The following is a 10923-nucleotide window of genomic DNA, read 5'->3' on the forward strand; positions in this document are numbered from 1 at the left end:
TGGAAAGCCTGGTGAAGCCTCGGAAAGGCTCAAAAAATGGTCGTAAAGAAACCGGCCCGCGGCGGCGTACGCACCTCCGCTCAGAGCGCGCACGCCACCACGGGCCGGGGTCTCGCTACTCGCCGGGGTGGGCGAGTTCGATGTCGTGGCCGTCCGCGCCCTGGCCGCTCACGGTCAGGGAGGTGGCCACCGGCGGGTAGCCCGTCGCGATGACGGTGTACTCGCCGCTGTCCAGGTCGGTGAAGGCGTACGCCCCGTCCGACCCGGTGGTGGCGGTGCCGACCACGTTGCCGGCCGCGTCGACCAGCGTGACGCGGGCGTCGGCCAGCGCGCCGTGCGGCGCCTTGACGACGCCCTGCACCCGGGCGCCGGCCTCCAGGTCGACCTCGACCCGGGTGACCCCGGTGCCGCCGACCTCGACGGGCAGCGCGCGCGGCCGGAACCCGGCGGCGTTGACCGCCACGGTCACCGTGCCGGGCACCAGCTCGGCGAGGGTGAAGTCGCCGTTGTCGCCGGTGGTGGAGGTGGCCAGCAGGTCGCCGCGGACGTCGGTCACGATGACCATCGCGTCCTTGACCGGCTGCCCGTTGGCCGCGGCCCGCACCAGACCGGTCAGCCCGCTGGTGCCGCTGAGCAGCACGTCGTACGCGACCGGCTCGTCGTTGACCACGATCGTGGACGCCTGCGGCTGGTAGCCGTCGGCGGAGGCGATCAGGACGTAGGAACCGGCGCCCGGCGCGTCCACCGCGTAGGAGCCGTCGGCCTGCGCGACCGAGCGGCCGAGCTGGCGTCCGCCGAGCGAGATCAGCGTGACCGCGGCCTGCGCCACGGGCGCGCTCTCGGCACCGCGGACGAAGCCGCGCACCGGGATGCCGCCCGAGGCGGGGGCCTGGGACCCACCGGCACCGGTGGCCGCCGTGGCGACCGCGGCGAGCCGCTGGGTCTGGGCGGCGCCCGGCTCGGCGACCGAGGAGGCGGCGACACCGGCCGGGACCGGCTCGGCGGCCGGGGCGACGGCCTCGGCGGGAGCCGGGGCGGCCGGGGCGGCACTCTGGCCGGCGGCCTCGGCGGCCTGGGCCAGCGCGCCGCTGGTGCGCAGCGGCACCTCCTTGATGAACAGCGTCACCAGCAGACCGAGGAAGGCGATCGGCGCGACGATCAGGAAGATGTCGGCGATGCCGTGCCCGTAGGCGCTCTCCAGCCACTCGCGGATGCCCGGGGGCAGCAGGTCCATGTCCGGGATCGAGCTGCCGCCGGCCGCCTTCGCGGCCGCCGCCTGCTCCTGCGGGCTGAGCTGCCCGATGGTGTCGGAGGCGTAGTGGCTGATCCGGGTCGACATGATCGAGCCGAGCACGGAGACGCCGACCGCACCGCCGAGGGACCGGAAGAAGGTCACCGTGGAGGACGCGGCACCCAGGTCGCTCGGGGCCACCTGGTTCTGCGTGCAGAGCACCAGGTTCTGCATCATCATGCCGACGCCGAGACCCATCAGCGCCATGAAGATCGCGATGCGCCAGTACGGGGTGTCGTACCGCATGCTGCTCAGCAGGCCGAGGCCGGCCGTCAGCAGGACGCCGCCGGAGACCAGCCACGCCTTCCACTTGCCGGTGCGGGTGATGACCTGACCGGAGACGGTGGAGGAGACGAACAGACCGCCGATCATCGGGATCGTCATGACACCCGACATGGTCGGGGACTTGTCCCGGGCGAGCTGGAAGTACTGGCTGAAGTAGACGGTGCCCGCGAACATCGCGATACCGACGAACAGCGAGGCGATCGACGCCAGCGTGATGGTGCGGTTCTTGAACAGGCGCAGCGGGATGATCGGCTCGCTGGCCTTGGTCTCGACGAAGCAGAAGATCAGCGCGAGGACGACGGAACCGCCGACCATGACACCGGTCTGCCACGACATCCAGTCGTACTTGTCGTCGGCGAAGGTCACCCAGATGAGCAGCAGGCAGACGGCGGCGGTGATGAAGAAGGCACCGGCCCAGTCGACCTTGACCTTGCGCTTGATGTTCGGCAGGTGCAGCGTCTTCTGGAGCACGATCAGCGCGATGAGCGCGAACGGCGCGCCGACGAAGAGGCAGTAGCGCCAGCCGAGCCAGCTGGTGTCGGTGATGACACCGCCGAGCAGCGGGCCACCGACGGTGGCGACCGCGAAGGTCGCGCCGAGGTAGCCGGAGTACCGGCCGCGTTCCCGCGGCGAGATCATCGCGGCCATGATGATCTGGGCCAGGGCGGACAGACCGCCGGCCCCCAGGCCCTGGATGACACGCGCGCTGATCAGCATCGCCGGGTTCTGCGCGAGACCGGCGACGATCGAGCCGACGACGTAGACGATCAGGGCTATCTGGACCAGGGCCTTCTTGTCGACCAGGTCCGCGAGCTTGCCCCACAGCGGGGTGGAGGCGGTCATCGCCAGCAGCGAGGCGGTGACGACCCAGGTGTAGGCGCTCTGTCCGCCGCCCAGGTCACCGATGATCTCGGGCAGGGCGTTGGTGACGATGGTCGAGGACAGGATGGCGGCGAACATGCCGAGCAGCAGCCCGGACAGCGCCTCCATGATCTGCCGGTGCGACATAGGAGCGCCGCCTTCGGAGGAGCCTCCCCCGTGCTTGGCATGAGCCCGCACACCGGCTGGTGTGGTCGTTGCCATGGACTTCCTTTGCTTACGTGGTGATCGCGGGTGTACGGGTGGACTGCTCGGGCACGTTCGGCGCGGTGGTCCGCCCCGGTGCCGTCCGGCAGTCGTCGAAACTCGCCCTGAGCCGGGCCATGAGGCCCGCGAGCTGGCCGACCTCGTCGTCGGTCCAGTCGCCCAGGCGGTGGGCGAGCAGCTGTGTGGTCCGTTCGGACAGCTCGTCGAGCTGCGTCTGGCCCTCGGGCGTCAGCCGCAGGATGCGCGAGCGTTTGTCGGCCGGGTCGGGGGACCGTTCGATCCAACCCCGATCGGCGATGTGGGCGACATGGCGGCTGGTCACCGACATGTCCACGGCGAGCAAGTCGGAGAGCTTGCTCATGCGCATGTCGCCGTAGCGGCCGAGCAACGTCAGTACGGCGACGGAACCGCCGGGGCAGTCGGCCGGAAGGATCCGGCCCAGCTCCCGTTTCACGGCGCCGAAGGCGCTGAACTGGCGGATCAGCTCCTCGTACTGCGCCTTCTCGGCCATCTGCACCTCCCGGTTTGTTGCTTAGGGCAACCATAAGATCTGTTGGTTGCTGAAGGCAAATAAAGAAGGTAAGAGAGCGCTAAAAGCTTGGCAAAGGCAAGTATTGCGACCGTAAACATGCAGGTGGCGGCAGCCGACCGGTGATCGGCCCGTGGCCGGTCGTTGGCCGGTCCGCCCGGCGGACCCGCACTTGGGACCTTCCGCCGGATTCGCTAGTGTCTCGGCCCATGGCTAACACCCAGGGCCCCCAGGGCAATTACGATCCCGCAGGCAGCACCCAGATGTTCCGCGCGTTCGTCGACGAGGACGGCCCGGGAACCCGGCAGGCGGCGCCCGCCGCCTCCTCCGGCCCCCGCGTCGGCCTGATCATCGGCATCGTGGTGGCCGTCGTGGTCATCGCGGCGGTGGCCTGGCTGGCGCTCAAGTGACTCGCTGACGCGTCCCCTCTTCCGCCTGCGCCGCGCTACCGCTTCCGCGGGGTGCGGCGCTTGGTTTTGGCGGGGTGCGGCGCCCGGTTCTGGCGGGATGCGGCGCCCGGTTCTGCGGGCGGTTCGCCGAAGGCGCGTGTCGGGCGGGTGGGAGCGGGTCGCGGGGGTGGGCCGTGGGGTGGGTGGTGTGCCCCGGGTGTGCCCCGAGGTGAGTGGGGTGGGGGAGCGGAGGAGTGCCGGGGGTTCGGACGTGGGCGGCGCGCCCCCTGCGTACGCGGGCTGTCGGACCCGCGCCGCTGCGACGCCCCACCGTCCTCTGCGACGCCCTCTCGGGACGTCTTTCTTACCCGGCGCGCCCCGGGTGCCGACACCGCCGACACCGCCGGCACCTACGGCTCAGTCGGAGATGAGGCCCTCGCGGAGCTGGGACAGGGTGCGGGTGAGGAGCCGGGAGACGTGCATCTGGGAGATGCCGACCTCCTCGCCGATCTGGGACTGGGTCATGTTGGCGAAGAAGCGGAGCATGATGATCCGCCGTTCCCGGGGTGGCAGTTTGGCCAGCAGCGGCTTGAGGGACTCGCGGTACTCCACGCCCTCCAGCGCCGTGTCCTCGTAGCCCAGGCGGTCCGCCAGCGAGCCCTCGCCGCCGTCGTCCTCGGGGGCCGGCGAGTCCAGCGAGGACGCCGTGTACGCGTTGCCGACCGCGAGGCCGTCGACGACGTCCTCCTCGGACACCCCGAGCACGGTGGCCAGTTCACCGACGGTCGGCGAGCGGTCCAGCTTCTGGGACAGCTCGTCGGACGCCTTGGTCAGGGCGAGACGCAGCTCCTGGAGCCGGCGCGGTACGCGGACCGACCAGGACGTGTCCCGGAAGAACCGCTTGATCTCGCCGACCACGGTCGGCATCGCGAACGTCGGGAACTCCACGCCCCGTTCGCAGTCGAACCGGTCGATCGCCTTGATCAGGCCGATCGTGCCGACCTGGACGATGTCCTCCATCGGCTCGTTGCGGGAGCGGAACCGCGCGGCGGCGTACCGCACCAGCGGGAGGTTGAGCTCGATCAGCGTGTCCCGGACGTAGGCCCGCTCCGGGCTGTCCTCGTCGAGGGCGGCGAGCCGCAGGAACAGGGAGCGGGACAGGGTGCGGGTGTCGATGGCCTCCGGCGCCGGGAGAGCGACGAGAGCCGGGAGAGGCTGAGCCGGCACTGCGTCGAGCGCAGCGGTCTCGTCGATGGAGCCGAGCGCATCGAGCGCGTCGGGCGCGGTCTCGCTCTCGGCGAGCGCGAGCACCTTCGAGCTGCCCTGGTCTGCGGACATGCCACCCCCTTTGGGTCGCGGGACGGTCGTGACTTCGCGCTCCCACTTCAGGAGCGCAGCCTTCACCTGAATACCGGAGCCGGAGCTCTGGCAAACGCGTCTCCCGCAGAATGTCACATGTCGGCAACACGCTGTAGTGACATGTCGACATGCGAGATGTGAAAACCCCCTGGAAACAGGGGGTCTGACGGACTTTCGGGCCTGAATCGCCCACATCGGCCCTGGTGAGCGATTCGCTCTCCCCGGTTATAGCCCGCTCGCGCTTGCGATTACGCGTCGATCCGGTTCGCGGACCTCAAACGCTGGAAGCTACGCGCGAGTAGCCGCGAGACATGCATCTGGGAGACGCCGAGTTCCGCACTGATCTGCGACTGGGTGAGATTGCTGTAGTAGCGCAGCAGCAGAATGCGCTGCTCCCGTTCGGGGAGCTGGACGAGGAGGTGGCGGACGAGGTCCCGGTGCTCCACACCGTCGAGGGCGGGGTCCTCGTAGCCGAGCCGGTCCAGCAGTCCCGGCAGTCCGTCGCCCTCCTGCGCGGCCTCCAGCGAGGTGGCGTGGTACGACCGTCCCGCCTCGATGCAGGACAGCACCTCCTCCTCGCTGATCCGCAGCCGCTCGGCGATCTCGGCGGTGGTCGGGGAGCGCCCGAAGGCGGTCGTGAGGTCCTCGGTCGCGCTGTTCACCTGGACCCACAGCTCGTGCAGCCGGCGCGGTACGTGGACGGTGCGGACGTTGTCGCGGAAGTACCGCTTGATCTCGCCGACCACGGTCGGCATCGCGAACGTCGGGAACTGCACGCCGCGCTCCGGGTCGAAGCGGTCGATGGCGTTGATGAGCCCGATCGTGCCGACCTGGACCACGTCCTCCATCGGCTCGTTGCGGGAGCGGAAGCGGGCGGCGGCGTAGCGCACCAGGGGGAGGTTGGCCTCGATGAGCGCCGCGCGCACCCGGGTGTGCTCCGGCGTGCCCGGCGTGAGGTCCTTCAGTTCGGCGAAGAGCACCTGGGTCAGGGCCCGGGTGTCGGCGCCCCGGCTGCTGCGCTGGGGCACGGGCGCCTCCTGGGGCGGCGCCTGAGGTGCAGTACTGGCCGACACGGTCAACTCCACCTCATGATCTGTTCAACGCATCCGGCGACTATCCGTCAACTCATCCGTCAAAAGCGGTCATAGCATCACAAGACATGTGCACTGTGTGCAAGCACCGCATAACCTCGTGTTGAAGGTGAAACAGCAAGGAAAGGTGCATACAACGCGAAGAACCCCACACCGGAACGGTGCAGGGTCGAAACGGGCGTCGGGGCCGGAGCCGGGGCCGGGCTAGAACTCGTAGTCCGCCATCACCCAGGTGGCGAACTCGCGCCACAGCGCGACGCCCGCCTGGTGCGCCGGGTGCGCCAGGTAGCGCTGGAGGGCGTCGGTGTCGTCGACGGCCGAGTTGATGGCGAAGTCGTAGGCGATGGGGCGGTCGCTGATGTTCCAGGCGCACTCCCAGAAGCGGAGTTCGCCGATCTGGTCGCCGAGGGCGCGGAACGCCTCGACGCCCTCGACCACGCGCGGGTCGTCGCGCGTGACGCCCTCGTTCAGCTTGAACAGGACCAGGTGCCGGATCATCGCTGTGCCGTCCTCACTGTCCGCCGTGGGCGACCCAGGACATGAAGTCGCCGATGGCCTTGGCCGCGTCGGAGATGCCCTCGAACCCTATCTGGACGTAGTCCGCGGCCTTGGCGGGGTCCGTGATGATCAGGTACAGCACGAAGACCACGACCACATAGACGGCGATCTTCTTCGCGTTCACCGCCACCGCGGCCTCCCCTGTCGCTGGCATCCCGGTGTCCGGGCTGCTGTCCGAGCGCTGCTCATGATCGCACGAAGGGCCCCGTCTTTCGACGGAGCCCTTGTGAAAAAGCGGTAGCGGAGGGATTTGAACCCTCGGTGACTTGCGCCACACTCGCTTTCGAGGCGAGCTCCTTCGGCCGCTCGGACACGCTACCGGGAGAGACCTTACCGCACGGTGGGGGGTGCTTCGAAATCGGTATTCAGCGGTGCCGGAAGAAGTCGGTGAGCAGGGCGGCGCACTCCTCGCCGCGGACCTCTCCGATCACCTCGGGCCGGTGGTTGAGCCGCCGGTCGCGTACGACGTCCCACAGCGAGCCGGCCGCGCCCGCCTTCTCGTCGCGGGCGCCGTAGACCACCCGGTCCACCCGGGACTGCACGAGGGCGCCCGCGCACATCACGCAGGGCTCCAGCGTGACGACGAGCGTGCAGCCGGTCAGCCGCCACTCGCCGAGCCGGGCCGCGGCCCGCCGGATCGCGAGGACCTCGGCGTGCGCGGTCGGATCGCCGGTGGCCTCGCGCTCGTTGTGCCCGGCGGCGAGCACCGCGGTGCCGTCCGGGGACAGCACGACGGCGCCGACCGGGACGTCCCCGCCGGCGGCGGCCCGGCGCGCCTCGTCCAGGGCGATCCGCATCGCGGGCCGCCAGGGGTCGCGCACCGGGTCCGCCACCGGTTCGGGAGCGCCGGGAGTGCCGGGAGCGCCCGGAGCTCCGGGAGTACCGGGGGTGTCGGGAACCCTTGGTGCTCCGGGTGCTCCGGGTGCTCCGGGTGTGCCGGAGGCGTCGGAGGGGTTCGGTGGGGTCAGCGGACGGTCTCCAGTACCTCGGAGGCGCCCAGCGACTCGGCGATCTCCATGAGCGCGTCCTCGGTCATCGAGAGCAGTTCCTTCCTGCTCACGCCGAGGTCGTCCAGGACCCCGGCGTCGCCCACCGGCCCGTGCGGTACGGCGTCGGCGGCCGGGGTGTCCGCGGCGGCGTCGGGTTCGTCGTCGTCGGACTCACCGTCCTCGGTGCCGTCGAGGTCGAGGGCGTCCAGGTCGGTGCCGTCGTCGCCGGGTTCCCGGCCGAGCAGTTCATCGGTGAGCAGGATCTCGCCGTAGCTGCTGCGGGCAGCGGCGGCGGCGTCGGAGACGTAGATACGGGGGTCCTCCTCGCCGTCCACCCGGACGACACCGAACCACCCGCCCTCCTGCTCGATCAGGACGAGGACGGTGTCCTCGTCGGGAGTGGCTTCCCGGGCCAGGTCGGCCAGGTCGGCCAGGGTCTCCACATCGTCGAGCTCCGTGTCGCTCGCTTCCCACCCGTCTTCGGTGCGCGCGAGCAGTGCGGCGAAGTACACCGTGACTCTCCCACTGGTCATAGGCGTGCCGGTTGGGGGTCCCCCCGGCGGAGGTCTCGGGCGGGCCAGGAGCGGGCTCCGAGCCCCACCCACTCGGAATCGTGGCAGAAACATGGCCGTCAGGGGACGTCTTCGGCTCCCTGTGTCCGGCTGTTTTGATCGTGGGTCCGTCCGCGCCGCGATCCCGTCCATGAGCACGCCGGAACCGCGTCACGAGGGGCCCACCAGCACACTCGTCGCCGCCACTTGCGGATCGTACGCGGCTTTTCCGTGACGTCCGCGCACGCCCGCACGAGAGCAACACCGGCGCGGCGCGCGATCTTCCCCGGTGCCTTCCGGCGCCTGCCCCGCGTTTTGCCCACGGCCTTGTCCGCGGGCTTGCCGCCGGCCTTGACTGGGGCTTCCCTCCGGCTTTCCCCAGCGCCTGCGGCGGCCGGGGCCTACCAGCGGAACGTGCGCATCCGCATGGCCCGGCGCAGCCGGGCGGTCCGGGCCCGGCGTGGCTGCACCCGGTCCCGCAGCTCCCGGGCCTCGCGCAGCTCACGCAGGAACCGCTCCCGACGCCGCCGCCGCTCGGCGTCGGGGGCCGGGGTCGTCGTCGCCCGGCTCTGTTCCCTCTGTTCCCTCTGTTTCCGCTTGCCCTGCCCCTGCCCCTGCCCCTGCCCCTGTTTCCCCTGCCCCTGGTTCTGTTCCGTGCGGTCCGGTTCCGTCCCCGGTGGCTCACCGTGGGACGGCGTGTCGTGGAATTCCCGGTCAGGCACTGTCTCACCACCCCGCGTCCGTCCCTTCCGTCTTCCCCCGTACGGACGGTTCGACGCGGGGCCCGGTTACTGTGGGGGACATGCGTCTCCACGTCGTCGACCACCCTCTGGTCGCCCACAAGCTCACCACGCTGCGCGACCGGCGCACCGACTCCGCCACCTTCCGTCGGCTCGCCGACGAGCTGGTCACCCTGCTCGCCTACGAGGCCACCCGCGACGTGCGGACCGAACAGGTCGACATCCAGACGCCGGTCGAGCGGACCACCGGCGTCAAGCTTTCCCACCCGCGCCCGCTGGTGGTGCCGATCCTGCGGGCCGGGCTCGGCATGCTCGACGGCATGGTCCGGCTGCTGCCCACCGCCGAGGTGGGCTTCCTGGGCATGGTGCGCAACGAGGAGACGCTCCAGGCGTCCACCTACGCCACCCGTATGCCGGACGACCTCTCCGGCCGTCAGGTCTACGTCCTCGACCCGATGCTGGCCACCGGCGGCACCCTGGTCGCCGCGATCAAGGAACTGATCCGGCGCGGCGCCGACGACGTGACCGCCGTGGTGCTGCTGGCCGCCCCCGAGGGCGTCGAGGTCATGGAGCGCGAGCTGGCCGGCACCCCGGTGACGGTCGTGACGGCCTCGGTCGACCAGCGCCTCAACGAGCACGGCTACATCGTGCCGGGCCTCGGCGACGCGGGCGACCGGATGTACGGCGCGGCCGAGTAACCGCCGCGTCAAGCTCCGCTCAGCAGCCCTTCCCGGCGCTCGGGGAGGGCTGCGGCGCGTTCAACGCGGCCAGGGCCGTGTCGGCCTGCGCCTTCTTCGCCAGTCCCTTGAACTTGTCGCCGATGATGAGGTCGACCTCGGCGCCCTTGCGGGCCGCCTCGGTGCGCCGCTCGGCGGCCGGCAACTGGGTGCCGAGTACCGGCAGCGTGGTCTTCAGGGCTGCGGCGGGACCGAGCAGGACGCCGGTGCCGGCGACCTTCTTGTCGTACTTCGCGGGCGCGTTGCCCACGTCGCCGATCCGGAAGCCGCGCTTCTTCAGCTCGTCGGCGGTCTCCTTGGCGAGGCCGCTGCGGGTGGTGGCGTTGAGGACGTTGACGGTGACCGTGCCGGGCTTGGGCACGACCGCGGCGGAGGACGAAACGTCCGTTCCCGAGGAGTCACGGGCGGAGTCACCGGTGGAGTCACCGGCGGTGTCGGCCGCGGTGCAGCGGCCCGACCTGGTGCCGGCGGCGGCCGCCGCCTCGTCGTCGCCGGTGAAGACGTCGACGAGCTGCCAGGTGCCCCAGCCGGTCAGGCCGAGGGCGGCGACGCAGGCGACGGCGAGGAAAGCGAGCCTGCCGCGCCGCCGGGAAGGCCGCATCCGCGGGTATTTGTCACCCGTGATCCGGTACTTGCCGCCCATGCCGGGGGGAGTCAGCATGCTCATGAACGCAGCGTAGTGCGCACCGAGGGCAATGCCTACTAGATGATCATTCGACGGCGCGGGGCGATATCCGAATGCAACCCGAAAGGGTCAAGCGGCGCCTGGCGGGACATCAGCCGGGCGGCGGCGGTGGCGGCCGGGGCGTCAGTCGAGTTCGAGAACGCGGGCGTGCAGCACCTGACGCTGCTGGAGCGCGGCGCGCACCGCGCGGTGCAGGCCGTCCTCCAGGTAGAGGTCGCCCTGCCACTTCACGACGTGCGCGAAGAGGTCGCCGTAGAAGGTGGAGTCCTCGGCGAGCAGGGTCTCCAGGTCGAGCTGGCCCTTGGTCGTCACGAGCTGATCGAGGCGGACCGGGCGCGGCGCGACGTCCGCCCACTGCCGGGTGCTCTCCCGGCCGTGGTCGGGGTACGGCCGGCCGTTTCCGATGCGCTTGAAGATCACACGGAAAGCCTACCGGCCCAGACGTTCCGGGCGCAGCCATGGAGGCGGAGTGCGGGGGCTGAAAAAGCCGGCGCAAAGGCGGAACAAAGCGGGGAAACGCAGGAAACGGGGACATCGGCGCGGGGCGGCGGGGGTGCCGGGGGTGGCGGGGACGTCCTCCCCCCACACCCGCCACCCCCCCCGGCGGGTGTCCGCGCGGTCCGCCGAGGTCGC

13 protein-coding genes and 1 tRNA gene are annotated in these 10923 nt (G+C 70.8%); 2 read left to right on the top strand and 12 right to left on the bottom strand.

Going from position 1 to position 10923, the window contains the following annotated elements; all coding sequences use genetic code 11:
- Positions 1–115: 115 nt before the first annotated feature.
- Both AB0G32_RS06625 and AB0G32_RS06630 read right to left on the bottom strand, forming a co-directional pair.
- Positions 116–2659, bottom strand: a complete 2544-nt coding sequence (locus AB0G32_RS06625) for an MFS transporter (protein WP_361159040.1) — start codon at positions 2657–2659, stop codon at positions 116–118.
- A gap of 13 nt (positions 2660–2672) precedes the next feature.
- Positions 2673–3173 carry a MarR family transcriptional regulator gene (locus tag AB0G32_RS06630; RefSeq protein ID WP_361159043.1) on the bottom strand — a complete coding sequence of 167 codons (501 nt, stop codon included), beginning with the start codon at positions 3171–3173 and terminating at the stop codon, positions 2673–2675.
- A 227-nt stretch (positions 3174–3400) separates the two neighbouring features.
- On the opposite strand from AB0G32_RS06630, the gene AB0G32_RS06635 reads away from it, so the two are divergent.
- On the top strand, positions 3401–3601 hold the full coding sequence (locus AB0G32_RS06635) for a hypothetical protein (protein ID WP_361159045.1): 201 nt from the start codon (positions 3401–3403) through the stop codon (positions 3599–3601).
- 396 nt (positions 3602–3997) lie between these two features.
- Here AB0G32_RS06635 and AB0G32_RS06640 read toward each other — a convergent pair whose 3' ends face one another.
- From AB0G32_RS06640 to AB0G32_RS06675, 8 genes are all read right to left on the bottom strand, one after another.
- On the bottom strand, positions 3998–4918 hold the full coding sequence (locus tag AB0G32_RS06640) for an RNA polymerase sigma factor SigF (RefSeq protein WP_361159048.1): 921 nt from the start codon (positions 4916–4918) through the stop codon (positions 3998–4000).
- A 269-nt stretch (positions 4919–5187) separates the two neighbouring features.
- A complete protein-coding gene (locus AB0G32_RS06645) occupies positions 5188–6024 on the bottom strand; it encodes an RNA polymerase sigma factor SigF (RefSeq protein WP_361159051.1) in 837 nt (278 codons plus the stop codon).
- Positions 6025–6234: 210 nt separating this feature from the next.
- Positions 6235–6528: a Dabb family protein gene (locus AB0G32_RS06650; RefSeq protein ID WP_361159054.1), complete on the bottom strand. Its 294-nt coding sequence runs from the start codon at positions 6526–6528 to the stop codon at positions 6235–6237.
- A gap of 13 nt (positions 6529–6541) precedes the next feature.
- Entirely contained in the window at positions 6542–6742 is a 201-nt protein-coding gene (locus tag AB0G32_RS06655) for a hypothetical protein (RefSeq protein WP_361159118.1), read from the bottom strand.
- Between the two features lie 81 nt (positions 6743–6823).
- Positions 6824–6908, bottom strand: a tRNA-Ser gene (locus AB0G32_RS06660).
- Between the two features lie 45 nt (positions 6909–6953).
- Positions 6954–7385 carry a tRNA adenosine(34) deaminase TadA gene (gene tadA / locus AB0G32_RS06665; protein WP_361159109.1) on the bottom strand — a complete coding sequence of 144 codons (432 nt, stop codon included), beginning with the start codon at positions 7383–7385 and terminating at the stop codon, positions 6954–6956.
- A gap of 167 nt (positions 7386–7552) precedes the next feature.
- The gene (locus AB0G32_RS06670; protein WP_361159112.1) at positions 7553–8089 is read right to left on the bottom strand and encodes a hypothetical protein; all 537 of its coding nucleotides are present in this window, start codon (positions 8087–8089) and stop codon (positions 7553–7555) included.
- A gap of 440 nt (positions 8090–8529) precedes the next feature.
- A complete protein-coding gene (locus AB0G32_RS06675) occupies positions 8530–8850 on the bottom strand; it encodes a hypothetical protein (RefSeq protein WP_361159057.1) in 321 nt (106 codons plus the stop codon).
- An 80-nt stretch (positions 8851–8930) separates the two neighbouring features.
- Here AB0G32_RS06675 and upp point away from each other — a divergent pair, with 80 nt between their 5' ends.
- On the top strand, positions 8931–9566 hold the full coding sequence (gene upp, locus AB0G32_RS06680; RefSeq protein WP_361159060.1) for a uracil phosphoribosyltransferase: 636 nt from the start codon (positions 8931–8933) through the stop codon (positions 9564–9566).
- A 19-nt stretch (positions 9567–9585) separates the two neighbouring features.
- Here the strand turns inward: upp and AB0G32_RS06685 are convergent, their stop codons facing one another.
- The gene (locus tag AB0G32_RS06685) at positions 9586–10248 is read right to left on the bottom strand and encodes a LytR C-terminal domain-containing protein (protein ID WP_361159115.1); all 663 of its coding nucleotides are present in this window, start codon (positions 10246–10248) and stop codon (positions 9586–9588) included.
- A 165-nt stretch (positions 10249–10413) separates the two neighbouring features.
- A complete protein-coding gene (locus AB0G32_RS06690) occupies positions 10414–10710 on the bottom strand; it encodes a type II toxin-antitoxin system VapB family antitoxin (protein WP_003999914.1) in 297 nt (98 codons plus the stop codon).
- Positions 10711–10923 lie beyond the last annotated feature (213 nt).

The sequence above is a fragment of the Streptomyces sp. NPDC023723 genome (assembly GCF_040639815.1).
In the GTDB taxonomy this organism is placed as follows: Bacteria; Actinomycetota; Actinomycetes; order Streptomycetales; family Streptomycetaceae; genus Streptomyces.

Coding starts and splice junctions, on each gene's coding strand:
- AB0G32_RS06630 (WP_361159043.1), bottom strand. CDS start 3,173: ATGGCCGAGAAGGCGCAGTACGAGGAGCTGATCCGCCAGTTCAGCGCC.
- AB0G32_RS06650 (WP_361159054.1), bottom strand. CDS start 6,528: ATGATCCGGCACCTGGTCCTGTTCAAGCTGAACGAGGGCGTCACGCGC.
- AB0G32_RS06625 (WP_361159040.1), bottom strand. CDS start 2,659: ATGGCAACGACCACACCAGCCGGTGTGCGGGCTCATGCCAAGCACGGG.
- AB0G32_RS06640 (WP_361159048.1), bottom strand. CDS start 4,918: ATGTCCGCAGACCAGGGCAGCTCGAAGGTGCTCGCGCTCGCCGAGAGC.
- AB0G32_RS06655 (WP_361159118.1), bottom strand. CDS start 6,742: ATGCCAGCGACAGGGGAGGCCGCGGTGGCGGTGAACGCGAAGAAGATC.
- AB0G32_RS06635 (WP_361159045.1), top strand. CDS start 3,401: ATGGCTAACACCCAGGGCCCCCAGGGCAATTACGATCCCGCAGGCAGC.
- tadA (WP_361159109.1), bottom strand. CDS start 7,385: ATGCGGATCGCCCTGGACGAGGCGCGCCGGGCCGCCGCCGGCGGGGAC.
- AB0G32_RS06685 (WP_361159115.1), bottom strand. CDS start 10,248: ATGGGCGGCAAGTACCGGATCACGGGTGACAAATACCCGCGGATGCGG.
- upp (WP_361159060.1), top strand. CDS start 8,931: ATGCGTCTCCACGTCGTCGACCACCCTCTGGTCGCCCACAAGCTCACC.